Source organism: Hydrocarboniphaga sp., assembly GCF_028291725.1.
GTDB lineage: Bacteria > Pseudomonadota > Gammaproteobacteria > Nevskiales > Nevskiaceae > Hydrocarboniphaga.
Genome location: NZ_JAQGNT010000064.1, coordinates 1 through 15,326, shown reverse-complemented (window position 1 = coordinate 15,326; position 15,326 = coordinate 1). Strand labels below are relative to the sequence as shown.

Below are 15,326 nucleotides of genomic sequence, written 5' to 3'. Positions count from 1 at the left end.
AGAAGCACGATGTGGACCGATAACGAGACAGCGCAAGACTTCTTGAACTTCAGTAGCGTCGCTCGGACGGTCGCCGAAGTCATCGAGCAGGCTCAATCCCGCCCGATCTCAATCGGCGTCTCGGGGGCTTGGGGCGTAGGTAAGTCCTCGATGATCAAACTGATCCGAAGTGAGCTAAAAGATCGAGCCAAAGCCAAGGAGCATACAAGCTCCGATACTGAGTCCACAGAGAAAAAATTCATTTTTGTCGAGTTCAATGCATGGCTCTATCAAGGTTATGACGACGCGCGCGCTGCGTTGATTGATGTCGTCACATCCGCCCTCGCGACTGAGGCGGAGAAACGCAAGACCGGAGTTGAAAGGACAAAGGACTTGTTGAGACGAGTCAACTGGTTTCGGGCGATTAAGTTGACGGCTGGGTCCGCAGCATCGCTCGCACTGGGGTTGCCTCCAGCAGGGTTACTGGGTGAGCTGTTGGGCGTTGGCAGAAAAGTATTCAACGGGGGCATCGATCAGGAGGCAATCACGACTGTAGATGCAGCAGCAGGCAAGGTTGGTGAATCTGCCCAAGGGCTGATTAAAGATAAACAGGCATTTTCTCCGCCAAAAGAGATTGAAGCCTTGCGCGAAAGCTTCGAAGGCGCTCTCGATGAAATGGGCGTGACTTTGATCGTGTTGATTGACGACCTCGATCGATGCTTGCCGGAAACGACCATTTCGACGTTGGAGGCGATCAGACTGCTTCTGTTTCTCAAGCACACCGCCTTCGTGATCGCCGCCGATGATCAGATGATCAAGCACGCGGTCAAGCGGCACTTTCAAGGTGTCGAAGACGACCTTGTCACCAACTATTTCGACAAGCTCATCCAGTTTCCCATTCGCGTCCCACCGTTGGGAACGCAAGAGGTTCGCGCGTACATGATGTTGCTGTTTATTGAGAACAGCGGCCTCAAACCCGAAACGAAAGAAGTGCTCCGAGCTGGTGTTTGCTTACAGCTCGGAAAGACCTGGCAAGGCAAGCGCGTAGACCTCAAGTTCTTGCGAAGTTTGCACGACACCTTGCCGGCCGAACTGGTCGCGCGTCTCGACGTTGCCGATCGCCTAGCTCCGCTGATGACGACTGCAACCGGTATCGCCGGCAATCCAAGACTGATTAAGCGATTCCTGAATGCGCTCTCGATCCGAATGGCGATGTCGCGCGCGCAAGGTGTCGGCGTCGATGAGTCTGAACTCGCCAAGGTGCTGCTGTTTGAGCGGTGCGGGAATCCAAAGGCCTACGCAGAGCTCATTAAATCGGTTACGGAGGCGGACGATGGCAAGCCAAACCTCCTTTCCCAGTGGGAGCAGAAAGCAGTCTCTGGTGAGAAGTTGGACCTCAAGGCGCCTTGGGATGATCCTTTCATCGCCGAATGGCTCCGTCTGCCGCCGCTACTGGGTGGCAGTGACTTACGCGGCGCGCTTTACGTGAGTCGAGAGCACGCCCCTTTGATTACGCCGGAGGATCGTCTTTCAGCCGAGGCTGCGGATTTGCTGGAAGGGCTTTTGGAGCATCCCGACATGGCCGCGAGCATCAAGGATCGGCTTGTTGCGCTGGCACGACCTGAAATGTCGGTGATCATGGATAGATTGCTCGGACGGGCACGGCAAGAGCAGGAATGGGGAACCCCAGCCATTCTGGAAGCGTGCATGGTCGTTGTAGCTGCGGACCCGCCGCAGGGTCAACGCCTGGCAGGTTTCCTACAAGAACGTCCTGCTTTGCAGATCAAGGCCAGCATCGTCCCGAAGATTGCGGATGAGCCATGGGCGAAGGGAGTTTTTGCCGTCTGGGACGATGACGATCAAATTAGTAAGCCGGTCAAGAGCGCGATCAAGGCGAGGAAGGGACATGGGAACCTCACAGTCAAGTAACGGCTCGCCATCTGGCGTTCCCATGGTGCCACCGTGGGTGCCGGACCTGCCTCTTCCTGCTTCGCCTCCCGCCGAGCCGGATGCCGGCGAAGGCGCTCCTCCAGAGGCTGCGCCTGATCAGGACACGACATCCGCGCCGAACACGGAGCCCCGTCAGCCCATTCCAGTCGCACCGGCGCGTCGATTTTCAGGGGCGAATAGGAACTTGGGCGAGTACGCGCGAAGCGGTGATCGCGCGAATATGCAGCGCGGTCTCGGACAATACGTCAAAAAGGGATACGGAGGGAGCGGGACCGCAACCCGAAGAATGGGCGGCACCGTTCAGACCGCGCAAGCGTTGTACTCAGCGCTCTCTGGAGGAGAGGCTAGCTCTTACTCGGAAGCTGGCGGTCCGCTAGACCCAGTATTGACGGCCGGACGATCCGCAAACGAGATCATGGATGCTGTGGTGGAAGCAGTGCGTCCCGTGGACGGAACGCAAGATGCTGAAGCCAGCCGGACTTCCATAAAAGACGCGTTGGCCGACGTTCTGAATCAATACCCAGATGCGGACCTTCTGAATCTCCAACAAGAGCAGCGTGATTTGGCGATCGAGCGGTTTGTCGCGGGCGATGTGTTTCGCCGAATCGATTTGGATATCGGGAAGACAATTCGCGAGAAAGCTCCGAACGCGGTTATCGGCATGGGACGGCTCAAGGAAGTCCGAGAGTATGTTCGGGAAGCGATTTCTGCTTCGTTCCGTCGATTGCGCGAAGCTGGGCAGTCATTGGCGACCCGGCGAATTACGCAGATCGTGCAGAGCGCAATCCGCGAGACCTATCAGGTGTTCGAGGGGTATGCCGAATGAAGATCACCTGCGCGCTTTCCGATTTCGATTTTTCGGGAACACCAAGTGATTTGGACATTGTTCTCTTCGGAAATTCTGGCATTCCTACGCGCGGATCAGTTGGTGTGGCGTTAAAGCACGCCATAATGCAGGAAAAGGTTTCTCCTGCGGCACGAGCATGGGACCTTTTGTCCCTGGCATTGGCAGTAGTATCTTCAGATTTTGCAGGACACCGCGAACGAAGCCCTGACGGGTGGACACGAGAATTCGACCTCACGGTTTCTGTAGTCGATGCTCCATTCTGGAACGCAAACGCTGCCGTGCTACAGCAGTTCCTTGCGTACCTCAGCACCGACCGTTGGACGCTGCGATTTATTGAGGGCGGCATTCTTCCTCAACCTACTCGCAAGCCAGAACACCCGACAGAAGACTGCATCGTCCTGTTGTCAGGCGGACTGGATAGTTACATCGGTACAGTCGATCTGGCAGCTCAGGGCAAAAAGCCGCTTGCTGTAAGCCAGATGGTGCGCGGAGATGGGGACAAGCAGATCACATTCGCAGCTAAGATTGGTGGTGGCTTGCGGCATTTTCAGGCGAACCACAATGCCGTTGTCCCGGACCCTGAGAACCCTCCCTCGCAGCGAGCAAGGTCGATAATTTTCATCGCATACGGTGTGTTCATAGCCACCACGCTTGCTCGGTATCACGCCGGAGAAGAGGTGACGTTGTACATCTGTGAAAACGGGTTCATCGCGCTTAATCCCCCGCTGACAGGCGGCAGGCTCGGCAGTCTCAGCACTCGAACGACGCATCCTGTAGTCCTTTCATTGCTCCAGAAGGTGCTCGATGCAGCCGGATTACGAGTTCGAATCGTCAATCCCTACAGATTCAAGACCAAGGGGGAGATGCTGCATGAATGCTTGGATCAAGCGCTGCTAGCTTCGTACGCATGGAGCACAACGAGCTGCGGCCGCTTTAAGCACTTCGGCTATAAACACTGCGGTCGATGTGTTCCGTGCTTGGTTAGACGCGCAGCTTTCCATTCATGGAACGGACGAGACGACACGAACTACGTGTACGGCAATTTAGCCATTGATAACGAGGAGCACGCAGGATTCGACGATGTTCGTTCGGCGTTGATCGCTATCGCCGAGCGTAAGGAAGCGGGGACGGCGCGGTGGCTCGGCTCCACCCTCAGTTCGGGTCTCGTCGCCGACAAGCCCCTGCTTGCAAGCACGGTCGAGCGAGGGTTGGCCGAAATTGAGTCGCTGATGCTAGCTTTGGGTGTTCGGTGATCGATTTTCATGCCCATCTGGATCTCTATCCTGATCCGGCCTCGGTGGTCCGGGAGGTCGTCGAGCGAGGGATGTACGTCCTGTCGGTGACCACGACGCCAAGCGCTTGGAAGGGTACTTCAGCGCTTGTTGGGCCGGGCGCACGGATTCGAACCGCGCTAGGCCTTCACCCGCAGCTAGCGCATCTGCGGTCTGGCGAGTTGCCTCTATTCGACGAATATTTGAATGAATCGATGTATGTCGGGGAAATCGGCCTCGATGGTGCGCCCGACTACAAGCGATATTGGCAGACGCAGGTGGCTGTCTTTGACCATATATTAAAGGCGTGTCAATCTGCTGGTGGTCGAATCATGTCGATACATAGCCGCCGGGCCAGCGCTGCAGTGCTCGATCATCTTGAAGGAAATTCGGAGGCCGGCACGCCTATCCTGCATTGGTTTTCGGGAAGCAAGCGGGAGCTTGAGCGGGCTGTAGCTTTGGGCTGTTGGTTCAGCGTTGGACCAGCAATGTTGGTTGCGGAAAAGAGTCGTGGCCTGGTGCGCGACATGCCGACAGAGCGAGTTCTAACGGAAACTGATGGCCCGTTTGCCCAGATTGACGGTGTTGCGGCCAAGCCCTGGGATGCGCACCGAGCGACCGAGGGGCTAGCAGAACTCTGGGGCATGTCCATCTCTGATGCGGACCGACTGCTGCATGCAAATCTGCGCAGGTTGGTTGGTACCGGGAGCATGGCGAGCTGATACCAGCTTCAGCCTTAAACTGGCGCCGCCTCGGCCGGCGACACAGACAGCCGCATGCCAACGGCATGTAGTACCGCCAGTAAAGTCTTGAGCGTTGGATTACCACTCGGCGACAGCGCCCGATATAGCGCTTCACGAGTAATCCCTGCTTCTTGAGCGATAGCCGCCAGTCCGCCACGAGCCTCAGCGACATCACGCAGGGCGAGCAAGCCGACCGCACGGTGCTCCGGATCGTCCAGCTCTTCCAGAGCTGATTTCAGGTACTCAACGGCAAACGCCCGATCAGCACGCAGCTCGGCGATGGTTGCCTCCGAGTGAGGAACCGAAGCGGCGTGTTTGTGTTTGCTCATGTGTTTCTCCGTTTCCAATCGAGCCAATACTCCTTGGCCCGTTTAATGTCCGCATCCTGAGTGCGCTTGTCGCCACCGCAGAGCAAGATGACCAGCGTTGCGCCATGCCGGCCCAGATAGGCGCGGTAGCCGGGGCCGATGTCTTCACGCAATTCCAGTACGCCTTCGCCTGCCGGCTTGATGTCGCCGAAGATGCCCATCGACACCCGCCGGAAGCGGATTTCTAGCTTGGCTCTGGCCCGCGCATCACGCAATCCAGCCAGCCATTCAGTCAGCGGTATCACGCCATCAAGGCGCTGATACCGGCGCACGTCAATCATGGTGCAGTCTCCATTGTAACTTATAATTCACAGGCATCAAGGCCGCGAGGCCACAGTGAGACGCGGCCGAACAGTCACGGCTCGGCAGACTCGGCTGAAGTGCCGGTTGCATGTTGGCTGCCGGATGAGCGCGGCTGCGTTCCTCTATTTCGGCGCTGTCGGGGACGGTAAGGGATTACGGCCTTGATGGGCCGGTCCGCATCAGACCCGATGAACTCTGGAGAAGCGGGCTTACGGTTCTCGACAACCGTTTTGCGCCGGTTGGCCACCAGTTCGGCCGCCGCCCGCACCGGGTCGTCTTCGGTGTGGACATAGCGCATGAACATCGTAACGGTCTTGTGTGCGGTCAACGCCATGCCGACTTTTACCGGAATGCCCGAGTTAGCGATGTCCGTCGTCGCCCGATGGCGGACACCGTGAGTGCCGACATGCGGTACCCCGGCACGGCCGAGGATGCGTCGCCAGCCGCTGTAGTAGCCGTGGCCGGTCATGGGGCGCTGGCGATTGAACAGCGACGGGCAAACGTAGCGGCTGTCCTTATAGTGTGGTGCCGCCGAGAGCAGCCGGTGGGCTTCCTCGTTGATGGGCTTGGACATGTCGCCCGTCTTGCTGTCAGGCCAGACTACGCGCCGGTGGACAAGATCGACCCAATCCCATTCCAGCAGCAGGATTTCGGACATGCGCGCCGCAAATTCGAACTGCAGGCGGATCGCCAGCGTCAGCGAAGGATTCTCCAGCCCCTCGGCGTCGGCCTGGTCGAGATAGGCGAACAGCTTTCCCATCTGTTCATCGGTGATCAGACGGGTCGTTCCCCTTTCCGGGTATTTCGGGACATGGCGGCAGGGATTGGAGCCATCGGGCCGGTAGCCCCATAGCTCGGCCAGGTTGAACATCTTGCGGAGGCAGGCGAGCGCATGGTTGGCGCTGCTCGGCGCTTTCTCCATGCGCTTCATCAACGAGGTTATGTCCGTTCGCGTGACTTCATGGACCTTGGTGCTGCCGAACGCAGGAATGATGTAGCGATCGATCTGGAACTGGTTGGAGCGCTGGGTGCTCGGCTTGTTGCGGGTCTTCGAGTAGTCCTCCATGAACTGGGTGCACAGCTCCTTGACGGTCGGCGCCTTGCGTTCCTTTGCTTTCAGACCGCCGGGGTCACCACCGCGGCGAACCTGGGCCAGCCAATCCTGCGCGAGCACCCGGGCCTGTTCCACGGTCAATTCGCCGAACTGCCCGAGCGCCGGTTTACGGCGCACGCCGGCGTTCGTGCGATACTGAATCATGAAAACTTTGCGGCCCGACGGCGTCACTTTGCACAGGAAACCTGGGACCATTGAGTCGCGCAATTCAATGTCCGTGGATTGGGCTTGTGCCGCATCGACGACTGTTTTTGTCAGCTTGACCTTGGCCATAAATGCTCCTGAGAAAGCCCGGATTCCAGGAGCCAGCTAGGAGCCAGGCGAGAGAGAATCGGGGCGGATTCGATCGGGCGCCTGCGTATAATGTCTGCTGATAAACCCCCGAGAAACCAGCTGTGGCGGGCTTTTTCGCAGGTCAGCGTACTTTGGCGCTGACCTCATGCTCCTGCTTAAAATCCCTCGACCTCGCGGTTATGCCGGTTCGATTCCGGCCTCGGGCACCATAGCGTTTCTTCCACTTCTTTCGATCCACTCGACGATCTTGAGCGACCTGCTGCTGCGAACGGAGAGTCTCAGCGTCGGCCGCGGTGATCGCGTGCTGCTGCGTGAGCTGACGATCGCGGTCGGCTGCGGCCAGCTGGTGCACCTGCGCGGTCGCAACGGCACTGGCAAGACTTCGTTGCTTGAGGTTCTGGCAGGCCTGCGATCCCCGGTTTCCGGCAAAGTCGAACGGACGGCGGGCGGGCTGCACTGGCTCGGGCACAAGAACGCGCTGAACGGCGATCTGAGCGTGCTGGAGAACCTGCAGTTCTGGTGCGCGCTGCAGCACTGCGATGCTTCGGCCATCGCCGGTGCGCTCGAGCGGCTCGGCCTGGCGAAGCTGCGGCATCGTCCGTGCCGCACGCTGTCGGCTGGGCAGAAACGCCGGGCGGCGCTGGTACGCCTGCTGATCGCGCCGCGTCCCTTGTGGCTGCTGGACGAGCCGCTGGCCGCGCTCGACGCCGAAGGCCTCGCTTATGTCGGGCAGATGCTGGATGAACATTTGCAGCGCGACGGCGGGGCGCTGGTCACCAGCCATCAGGCGCTGCCGGTGGGCCGTGATCGCCTGCAGTTGCTGGAGATCGGCTGATGTTGCGCGCCTTCGCCGCGGCGCTGCGCCGCGAGCTGCGCGTCGCGGCCCGCCACAAGGGCGACTGGCTGCTGCCGCCGCTGTTTTATCTGATCGTGGTCACGCTGTTCGCGCTCGGCGGCAAACCCAATGATCCCCAGCTGGCCGCGTTCGCGCCGGCGGTGCTCTGGGTCGGCGCGCTGCTGTCGGCCTTGTTGAACCTGGATCGTTTGTTCCGCGCCGATTTCGACGACGGCACGCTGGAGCAGATGTTCCTGGCGCCGCATGGCCCGATTGCCGTGGTCTACGCCAAGCTCAGCGGCCACTGGCTGCTAGGCGGACTGCCGCTGGCGCTGCTGGCGATGCCGCTGGCGCTGCAGCTGGGCGTTCCGAGCGCGGTGCTGGGCAGCCTGCTGGCCGGCCTGTTGCTCGGCACGCCGATGCTCAGCCTGATCGGCGGCTTCGCGGCGGCATTGACGGTCGGGCTGCCGCGCGCCGCGGTGCTGCTGCCGGTTCTGGTGCTGCCCCTGATCGGGCCGGTGGTGATCTTCGGTGCCGGCGCCGCACGCGCCGCCGCCGCGGGTCTGGATGCGGCCGGTCCGTTATACTTGCTGGCATCGCTGCTCGTCCTCGGGCTCTGTCTTTTGCCCCTCGCCGCAACCGCGGCTTTGCGTAACAGCTTCGACTGAACCCACCCGATCAACTATTCCATGTGGACCTGGTTTCATCGGCTTGCTTCGCCGCCGACGTTCTATCGTCTGGCTGATCGCTTTTCGCCCTGGCTGGCGGTGATCGCGGCGCTGCTGATCGGTTACGGCCTGGTTGGCGGCCTGGTGCTGGCGCCGGCGGACTACCAGCAGGGCGATGCGTTCCGGATCATCTACGTGCACGTGCCGGCGGCTTGGCTGTCGCTGTCGGGCTACGTTGCGATGGCTGCCGCCGCGGTGGTCGCGATCATCTGGCGGATCAAGCTGGCCGAGTGCGTGGTCGTGGCGATCGCACCGGTCGGTGCCAGTTTCACTGCGATGGCCCTGGTCACCGGAATGCTCTGGGGCAAGCCGATGTGGGGCGCGTACTGGGTCTGGGACGCGCGCCTGACCGCGGAGCTGGTGCTGCTGTTCCTGTACCTCGGCGTGATCGGCCTGAACCAGGCGTTCGAAGATCCGCGCGCCGGCGCACGCGCCTGCGGCCTGCTGGCGCTGGTCGGCGTGGTCAACGTGCCGATCGTGCATTACTCGGTGGAGTGGTGGAACAGCCTGCACCAGGGGCCGACCATCTCCCGGATCGGCAAGCCGTCGATCGTGCCAGCGATGCTGTGGCCGCTGCTGGCGATGACTTTCGGCTGCATGGCGTTCTTTGCCTGGGCGGTGTTGCAGCGCGTACAGAACGAGCTGCTGATCCGCGAACGCCGCAGCGCCTGGGTGCGAAACTGGCGGCTTGAACGCGAGGCGGCCGGGAATGTCTGAGTTCATTGCCATGGGCGGTTATGCGCCCTACGTCTGGGGCAGCTTCGGCGTATTCGCCGCGGTGGTGATCTGGAACGTATTGACGCCGGGCATCGCGCGCGCCGGCGTGATGCGTAAGCTGACGGAAGACGAAGACACGGCCGGAGAACACGAGTGACAAAGCGCCAGGGCAGGATGATGTGGATCGGGGCTCTGCTGGCGGGTATCGCGCTGGCGGCGGCGCTCGGCTTTACCGCGCTGCGCAAGAACATGATGTATTTCTACACACCCAGTGACCTGGTCGCACAGACCGCGCCGAAGCACGCGCGCCTGCGGCTCGGCGGTCTGGTCGAGCGCGGCAGCGTAAAGCGCGGCGACGGTCTGCTGATCAATTTCACGCTGGCCGATTGCGCGCAAAAAGTGCAAGTGCGCTACGAGGGCATTCTTCCGGATCTGTTCCGTGAAGGGCAGGGCATCGTCGCGACCGGCATGGTGGCCGACGATGGCTCGTTCAGGGCCGACGAAGTGTTGGCCAAGCACGACGAGAACTACATGCCGCCGGAACTCGCCAGCTCGCTGAAAACCGTGGACGGCAAGCATTCCTGTGCGCCGTTCAAGTCAGTGAACGGCAATGTGGCGAGTGCCGGGGTTGTCGAATGAGGCGGGTCGGCGTTTTCCCTCTCCATGAATCGAGAGCCCGACCCACCCGTAGGCTGGGTTGCAGCGGAGCGGAAACCCAGCGCTGGATTCGGGCCGCAGCGCTGGGATTGCGCTTCGCTCCATCCCAGCCTACGCAGGGGTTCAGGGTCCGTGAGCAGGTCTGCAAGGACAAGGAACACGGGGCTTTCCAGGAACCCCAACGCTCGTCGCGGCGCCAATGTTGGGGTTCGCTGCGCTCACCCCAACCTACTCGTCTCGCTGTGACCGCCGGCGCGCGCTGAGCCATGGCTGAGATCGGACACTTCGCCCTGATACTCGCGCTGGGCGTTGCGATCGCCCAGACCGTGCTGCCGGTGATCGGCTACCTGCGCCGTGATTCGCGCTGGCTGGCGATCGGCGTCAGCGGCGCGCAGACGCAGTTCGGCCTGATCGTGCTCGCGTACGCCGCACTGACGCTGGCCTTCATCTACAACGATTTTTCGCTGAAGTACGTCGAGGCCAATTCGCATTCAGCGCTGCCGCTGATCTATCGGCTGTCCGCGGTCTGGGGCGCGCACGAAGGTTCGTTACTGCTTTGGGTGCTGATGCTGACCGGCTGGGGTTTCGCAGTGTCGCTGTCTAGCCGCCGTTTGCCGGCGGACATCGCGGCGCTGGTGCTGGCGACAATGGGCTCGATCAGCGTCGGCTTCCTGCTGTTCATGCTGTTCACCAGCAATCCGTTCGAGCGCCAGTTCCCGGTGCCGCTGGAAGGCCACGACCTCAATCCGTTGCTGCAGGACCCGGGTCTGATCATCCATCCGCCGACGCTGTACATGGGCTATGTCGGGCTGTCGGTCGCGTTCTCGTTCGCGATCGCGGCCCTGATCACCGGCAAGCTCGACGTCGCCTGGGCGCGCTGGACACGGCCGTGGACGACGACCGCCTGGCTGTTCCTGACGATGGGCATCACGCTGGGTTCCTGGTGGGCCTACAACGAGCTCGGCTGGGGCGGCTGGTGGTTCTGGGACCCGGTCGAGAATGCGTCCTTCATGCCCTGGCTGGTCGGCACCGCGCTGATCCATTCGCTGGCGGTGACCGAGAAGCGCGGCGTGCTCAAGTCCTGGACCGTGCTGCTGGCGATCCTCGCGTTCTCGCTGTCGCTGCTTGGGACCTTCCTGGTGCGCTCGGGCGTGCTGGTGTCGGTGCATGCCTTCGCAACCGACCCGGCGCGCGGCGTGTTCATCCTGGCGTTCCTGACGGTGGTGCTGGGCTCGGCGCTGCTGTTGTATGCGATCCGCGCGCCGAAGCTGGTGTCGGACGGCGCGGTCGAGCTGATGTCGCGTGAAGGCCTGTTGCTGCTGAACAACGTGTTCCTGGTCGCGGCAGCGGCTGCGGTGCTGATCGGCACGCTTTATCCGCTGGTCGTCGACGCGCTCGGCATCGGCAAGATCTCGGTCGGGCCGCCGTATTTCAATTCGATCTTTTTGCCGCTGATGATGCCGCTGGCCGTGCTGGTCGGCATGTCGGCACGCGTCGGCTGGAAACAAGCGCGCCTGCGTGACGCGCTTTGGAGCCTGCGCTGGATCGCGCTGGGCTCGGTGATCTGCGCCGTGCTGCTGCCGTTCGTGCTGGAACGCTCCTGGGCCTGGATGGCGATACTCGGCACTGCGCTTGCAGTGTGGGTGATGATCGGCGCGCTACTCGACGTCGTGCATCGTGTCCGCGCCAGGCGTGATCGCTGGCAGGGCCTGCGTTCCATTCCGTCCGGAACCTGGGGCATGACGCTGGCGCATCTGGGGCTCGGCTTCTGGATCTTCGGCGTGACCTACGCGAGCTTGTTCAGCGTCGAAAAAGACGTGCGCCTGGCACCGGGGCAGGCTGCCGAAATCGGCGCTTACACGTTCACTTTTCAGGGTACGCAGCACAGTGAAGGCGTCAATTATCGCGCCGACACCGGCAGCGTGATCGTCGAGCGCAACGGGCGGTTGATCTCCAAGCTGCAGCCCGAAAAACGGCTATATCCCTCGCAGGGCAGCGTGATGACCGAATCCGCGGTCGACCACAATCCGCGCCGCGATCTGTATGTCGCGCTCGGCGAGCCGATCGGGGATCAGGACTGGGCTTTGCGGCTCTACTACAAGCCCTTCATCCGCATGGTCTGGTTCGGCGGCGTGCTGATGTTCATCGGCGGCATCTTCGCTGCAAGCGATCGCCGTTATCGCCTGGCGCGTCATGCCCGCGCGGCCGCCGCAAGCGACGCGACAGCCGCGGTCTGAACGATGCGTTTTGCCATTCCGATCGTGGTTCTCGTCGGCCTGCTGGCGCTGCTCGGTTACGGGCTCAGGCTCGATCCGCGGGTGGTGCCGAGCCCGCTGATCGGCAAGCCGGCGCCGGCTTTCGATCTGCCGAATCTGCAGGGCAGCGCACGCGTCACGCCGCTGGATCTGCGGGGCCGGCCGGTGCTGGTGAACTTCTTCGCCAGCTGGTGCGCCGGCTGCCAGGTCGAGCATCCGGTGTTGATGCAGCTGGCGCACGAATACGGCGTCGAAATCGTCGGCATGGATTACAAGGACACGCAGGAGGCCGCACAGCAATGGCTGGACCGTCACGGCCTGCCGTATCGCAGCGTGATCGCCGATCAGCAGGGCACGGCCGGCCTCGACTGGGGTGTTTACGGCGTGCCGGAGACCTTCGTGCTCGGCGCCGACGGCCGCATCCTGTACAAGCAGATCGGGCCGATGACCCTCGAGGCCTGGCGTGAGCACATCGCGCCGCTGATGACGGCGGGCCGCGCTTCATGATGCGCGTTGCGTCCCTCGTTGCGGCCCTGTTGATGAGCCTGGCGGTTTCGGTTTCGTTCGCCGCCGCCATTGATCCGCTGCCGCCGTTGAGCGGGGCGCAGCAGGAGCACTATCAGCAGCTGATCAGCCAGCTGCGCTGTCTGGTGTGCCAGAACCAGACTATTGCCGATTCGACCGCGCCGCTGGCGCTGGATCTGCGCGAGCAGGTTCATCGGCAGATCGCCGAAGGCCGCAGCGATGCGCAGATCCGCCAGTACATGACCGATCGCTATGGCGATTTCGTGCTGTACAAGCCGCAGCTGAAACCGCGCACGATCCTGCTGTGGTTCGGCCCGTTCGTATTGCTGGCCCTGGCTTTGATTACCGCGGTGATTTTCACGCGCCGTTCGCGCCGCCGGCCGGTGCCGGTTGCGGTTGATCAGCAGGCGCTGCAACGCCTGCTGTCGGAAGAGGATGGTCGTTGATGTCGGGAACGATGCTGTTGGTTGCACTGATGACGCTGCTGACCATCGTCACCGCTGTGAGCCTGTCGCGCCCCTGGTGGCAGCGCCACGCGAGCCCCGAGGCCCAGCGCCGCGCCAGCAATGTCGAGGCCTATCGCCATCGCCTGACCGAGATCGACAACGAGGTCGCCGCCGGGCTGATCGCCGCCGATGCCGCGCCCGCGATGCGCGATGAAGCCGGCGGCCGGCTGCTCGACGATGTCGGCGCCGTCGATGCCGCCGCCACTCCGATCAGCACTGCGTCGCCGCCGCGTCGCGCCGCCTTGATCCTGTTGCTGCTGCTGGGCGTGTTTGCCGGCGGTTACTACTACTGGCAAGGCAGCTGGCAGCTGCAGCGCCTGGTCAGCGGCGAAGCCAAGCCCGAGGCGATGAGCGCCGAGGCGATGGAACAGGCGGTCGCGACGCTGGCGAGCCAACTCGAATCGACTCCCGAAGATGCCGATGGCTGGGCGATGCTCGGCCGCTCGTACTTCGTGCTGCAGCGCTACGCCGATTCGGCGCGCGCGTATGCACAGGTCAATCGCATCACCGACCACCGCAACCCGGATGCACTGACCAGCGAAGGCGAGGCACTGGCACTGGCCGGCAACCGCGATCTCAGCGGTCGTCCGCGCGAGCTTTTCGACCAGGCGCTGGCGATCGAGCCGATGCACGGCAAGAGCCTGTGGTATGCGGGGCTCGCGGCCGCCCAGGCGGGCGACGCCGCACTGGCGCGTCAGCATTGGAGTGTCTTGCTGGCGCAGCAACTCCCCGACGAATTGCGCACGGTGATCGCGCAGCGCCTGCAGGAACTCGGCGACGCGCCGGCCGACACGGCGCCGCCCGGCTTGGCCGCTGCGCCAGAATCCGCGCCCGCGCAGGCCACACCGTCGACGGTTGCGTTGCAGGTACATTTGAGCCTGGCACCAGAACTGCGTAACAAAGCGCCGAAGGATGCGGTCCTGATCGTCTTCGCCCGTGCCCAGAGCGGGCCGCCCATGCCGGTCGCCGTCAATCGCGGACCCGCGCCGGTATTGCCGGCGGATGTGCGGCTTGACGACAGCATGGCGGTGATGCCGACGATGAAGCTGTCGCAGTTCGACAGCTGGGTCGTGACGGCCAGGCTCAGCGGCAGCGGCCAGGCAAAGGCACAGAGCGGTGATCTGCAGGGCAGTCGGGTGGTGACGCGGGCCGAGGCCGGCGAACCACTGGCGCTGACGATCGACCAGGTCGTGCCCTGAGGTCCGCAATCAATTTACCCATTGGAAGAGCCGCCTGACGGCCGTACAGGAATGCCCGCATGATGCAAACGCTGCCCAAACTGCCGGACGCCCGCCCGCTGCTGCTGAAAGCGCTGGGCACGATCAGCCGCAAGCCCGGCGCCGACGCCAAGATCCCGCCGCTGTCGGTCAAGGTTTCCGGCGTCAGGGCCGACGCTGCGCTGGTCGACCGCTATCGCGCGGTCTGCGGTTTTGCCGAGTCCAGCGCGATGCCGATTACCTATCCGCAGGTGCTGGCGACTTCGCTGCACCTGTGGCTGATGACCCAGCCCGATTTCCCGTTCTCGCTGCTCGGCCTGGTCCATCTGCGCAACAAGATCGAACAGACCCACGGCCTGCCGATCGACGGCGTCTACGAGGTCACCGCCAGCGTCGGCCCGGCGCGGCGCATCCCCAACGCCATCATCTTCGACCTGCTCGCCGAGTTCACCGATGCCAGCGGCGAGGTGGTCTACAAGTCGGTGACCACGCCGCTGGTGCGGCTGAAGACCGACATGCCCAAGGGCAAGATGCCCGAGCCGGTGCTGGCCGGCCTTGCCGATTACAAGCCGATCGATGCACCGGCCAACACGGGCCGCCGTTACGCGGCGGTATCGCAGGACTACAACCCGATCCACCTGTTCCCGCTGACCGCGCGCCTGTTCGGTTTCAAGCAGGCGATTGCGCACGGTATGTGGACGGTCGCGCGTTGCGCGGCGCTGCTGGAAGGCGATCTCGACGGCGCGCCCAGGGAACTGCAGGTGCAGTACCGCGCGCCGCTGATGCTGCCGGCCAAGGCGGTGGTAAAGCGCTCCGTGACCAGCAAGGGACACGAATTCCTGATGCTCGCGGCGAACAAGGAACGCACGTATCTGAGCGGGCTGATCCGTTAGTCCGCTGAATCGGAGAAATCAGATGTGCCCGACCGCCCGTTCCGCGCACGCTGCTGCGTCAGAAATGCTCGCAATAGTCACCACTATTGCTGTGCTTTCTTCCTTGCATCGCACACGGCCCGGA

At 62.5% G+C, this 15,326-nt stretch carries 17 protein-coding genes; 14 read left to right on the top strand and 3 right to left on the bottom strand.

Features of this window, described 5'->3' with window-relative positions; genetic code table 11:
- Positions 1 to 9: 9 nt before the first annotated feature.
- Genes JWQ90_RS18030 through qatD form a run of 4 tightly spaced genes read left to right on the top strand, consistent with a single transcriptional unit; the run spans position 10 to position 4,769 of the window.
- Positions 10 to 1,908 (top strand): P-loop NTPase fold protein, encoded by a 1,899-nt coding sequence (locus JWQ90_RS18030; RefSeq protein ID WP_299696392.1) that lies wholly within the window; start codon positions 10 to 12, stop codon positions 1,906 to 1,908.
- Positions 1,793 to 2,755, top strand: coding sequence for a Qat anti-phage system associated protein QatB (qatB, locus tag JWQ90_RS29235; RefSeq protein WP_366919540.1), 963 nt, complete (start codon positions 1,793 to 1,795; stop codon positions 2,753 to 2,755). The genes JWQ90_RS18030 and qatB overlap by 116 nt, the downstream gene beginning before the upstream one ends.
- Complete coding sequence (qatC, locus tag JWQ90_RS18020; RefSeq protein WP_299696390.1) at positions 2,752 to 4,029, top strand: Qat anti-phage system QueC-like protein QatC; 1,278 nt, start codon at positions 2,752 to 2,754, stop codon at positions 4,027 to 4,029. Before qatB ends, qatC begins: the two co-directional genes overlap by 4 nt.
- Entirely contained in the window at positions 4,026 to 4,769 is a 744-nt protein-coding gene (gene qatD, locus JWQ90_RS18015) for a Qat anti-phage system TatD family nuclease QatD (protein ID WP_299696389.1), read from the top strand. The genes qatC and qatD overlap by 4 nt, the downstream gene beginning before the upstream one ends.
- A 14-nt stretch (positions 4,770 to 4,783) precedes the next feature.
- On the opposite strand, the gene JWQ90_RS18010 is transcribed toward qatD, so the two are convergent.
- The 3 genes from JWQ90_RS18010 to JWQ90_RS18000 form a co-directional block, all read right to left on the bottom strand.
- Positions 4,784 to 5,119, bottom strand: coding sequence for an addiction module antidote protein (locus JWQ90_RS18010; RefSeq protein ID WP_299696388.1), 336 nt, complete (start codon positions 5,117 to 5,119; stop codon positions 4,784 to 4,786).
- Positions 5,116 to 5,439, bottom strand: a complete 324-nt coding sequence (locus JWQ90_RS18005; protein ID WP_299696387.1) for a type II toxin-antitoxin system RelE/ParE family toxin — start codon at positions 5,437 to 5,439, stop codon at positions 5,116 to 5,118. The genes JWQ90_RS18010 and JWQ90_RS18005 overlap by 4 nt, the downstream gene beginning before the upstream one ends.
- Positions 5,440 to 5,513: 74 nt before the next feature.
- Positions 5,514 to 6,848, bottom strand: a complete 1,335-nt coding sequence (locus JWQ90_RS18000) for a site-specific integrase (RefSeq protein WP_299696386.1) — start codon at positions 6,846 to 6,848, stop codon at positions 5,514 to 5,516.
- A 268-nt stretch (positions 6,849 to 7,116) separates the two neighbouring features.
- Between JWQ90_RS18000 and ccmA the strand changes: the two genes are divergently transcribed.
- From ccmA to JWQ90_RS17950, 10 genes are all read left to right on the top strand, one after another.
- Positions 7,117 to 7,704, top strand: coding sequence for a heme ABC exporter ATP-binding protein CcmA (ccmA, locus tag JWQ90_RS17995; RefSeq protein WP_299696385.1), 588 nt, complete (start codon positions 7,117 to 7,119; stop codon positions 7,702 to 7,704).
- Positions 7,704 to 8,372, top strand: coding sequence for a heme exporter protein CcmB (gene ccmB, locus JWQ90_RS17990; RefSeq protein ID WP_299696384.1), 669 nt, complete (start codon positions 7,704 to 7,706; stop codon positions 8,370 to 8,372). Before ccmA ends, ccmB begins: the two co-directional genes overlap by 1 nt.
- 21 nt (positions 8,373 to 8,393) lie before the next feature.
- The gene (locus tag JWQ90_RS17985) at positions 8,394 to 9,149 is read left to right on the top strand and encodes a heme ABC transporter permease (protein ID WP_299696383.1); all 756 of its coding nucleotides are present in this window, start codon (positions 8,394 to 8,396) and stop codon (positions 9,147 to 9,149) included.
- Entirely contained in the window at positions 9,142 to 9,306 is a 165-nt protein-coding gene (ccmD, locus tag JWQ90_RS17980) for a heme exporter protein CcmD (RefSeq protein ID WP_299696382.1), read from the top strand. The genes JWQ90_RS17985 and ccmD overlap by 8 nt, the downstream gene beginning before the upstream one ends.
- Complete coding sequence (gene ccmE, locus JWQ90_RS17975) at positions 9,303 to 9,788, top strand: cytochrome c maturation protein CcmE (RefSeq protein WP_299696381.1); 486 nt, start codon at positions 9,303 to 9,305, stop codon at positions 9,786 to 9,788. The genes ccmD and ccmE overlap by 4 nt, the downstream gene beginning before the upstream one ends.
- 284 nt (positions 9,789 to 10,072) lie before the next feature.
- Positions 10,073 to 12,043 (top strand): heme lyase CcmF/NrfE family subunit, encoded by a 1,971-nt coding sequence (locus JWQ90_RS17970; RefSeq protein ID WP_299696380.1) that lies wholly within the window; start codon positions 10,073 to 10,075, stop codon positions 12,041 to 12,043.
- Between the two features lie 3 nt (positions 12,044 to 12,046).
- A complete protein-coding gene (locus JWQ90_RS17965; RefSeq protein ID WP_299696379.1) occupies positions 12,047 to 12,568 on the top strand; it encodes a DsbE family thiol:disulfide interchange protein in 522 nt (173 codons plus the stop codon).
- 32 nt (positions 12,569 to 12,600) lie between these two features.
- Entirely contained in the window at positions 12,601 to 13,032 is a 432-nt protein-coding gene (locus JWQ90_RS17960) for a cytochrome c-type biogenesis protein (RefSeq protein ID WP_299696378.1), read from the top strand.
- Entirely contained in the window at positions 13,032 to 14,291 is a 1,260-nt protein-coding gene (ccmI, locus tag JWQ90_RS17955; RefSeq protein ID WP_299696377.1) for a c-type cytochrome biogenesis protein CcmI, read from the top strand. The genes JWQ90_RS17960 and ccmI overlap by 1 nt, the downstream gene beginning before the upstream one ends.
- Before the next feature lie 59 nt (positions 14,292 to 14,350).
- The gene (locus JWQ90_RS17950; RefSeq protein WP_299696376.1) at positions 14,351 to 15,202 is read left to right on the top strand and encodes a MaoC/PaaZ C-terminal domain-containing protein; all 852 of its coding nucleotides are present in this window, start codon (positions 14,351 to 14,353) and stop codon (positions 15,200 to 15,202) included.
- Positions 15,203 to 15,326: the final 124 nt, after the last annotated feature.

Bases quoted from the DNA above. Each gene is read 5' to 3' on its own strand.
- JWQ90_RS18030 (WP_299696392.1), top strand. From the start codon at position 10: ATGTGGACCGATAACGAGACAGCGCAAGACTTCTTGAACTTCAGTAGC.
- qatB (WP_366919540.1), top strand. From the start codon at position 1,793: ATGAGCCATGGGCGAAGGGAGTTTTTGCCGTCTGGGACGATGACGATC.
- qatC (WP_299696390.1), top strand. From the start codon at position 2,752: ATGAAGATCACCTGCGCGCTTTCCGATTTCGATTTTTCGGGAACACCA.
- JWQ90_RS18010 (WP_299696388.1), bottom strand. From the start codon at position 5,119: ATGAGCAAACACAAACACGCCGCTTCGGTTCCTCACTCGGAGGCAACC.
- JWQ90_RS18005 (WP_299696387.1), bottom strand. From the start codon at position 5,439: ATGATTGACGTGCGCCGGTATCAGCGCCTTGATGGCGTGATACCGCTG.
- JWQ90_RS18000 (WP_299696386.1), bottom strand. From the start codon at position 6,848: ATGGCCAAGGTCAAGCTGACAAAAACAGTCGTCGATGCGGCACAAGCC.
- ccmB (WP_299696384.1), top strand. From the start codon at position 7,704: ATGTTGCGCGCCTTCGCCGCGGCGCTGCGCCGCGAGCTGCGCGTCGCG.
- JWQ90_RS17985 (WP_299696383.1), top strand. From the start codon at position 8,394: ATGTGGACCTGGTTTCATCGGCTTGCTTCGCCGCCGACGTTCTATCGT.
- ccmD (WP_299696382.1), top strand. From the start codon at position 9,142: ATGTCTGAGTTCATTGCCATGGGCGGTTATGCGCCCTACGTCTGGGGC.
- JWQ90_RS17970 (WP_299696380.1), top strand. From the start codon at position 10,073: ATGGCTGAGATCGGACACTTCGCCCTGATACTCGCGCTGGGCGTTGCG.
- JWQ90_RS17965 (WP_299696379.1), top strand. From the start codon at position 12,047: ATGCGTTTTGCCATTCCGATCGTGGTTCTCGTCGGCCTGCTGGCGCTG.
- JWQ90_RS17960 (WP_299696378.1), top strand. From the start codon at position 12,601: ATGAGCCTGGCGGTTTCGGTTTCGTTCGCCGCCGCCATTGATCCGCTG.
- ccmI (WP_299696377.1), top strand. From the start codon at position 13,032: ATGTCGGGAACGATGCTGTTGGTTGCACTGATGACGCTGCTGACCATC.
- JWQ90_RS17950 (WP_299696376.1), top strand. From the start codon at position 14,351: ATGATGCAAACGCTGCCCAAACTGCCGGACGCCCGCCCGCTGCTGCTG.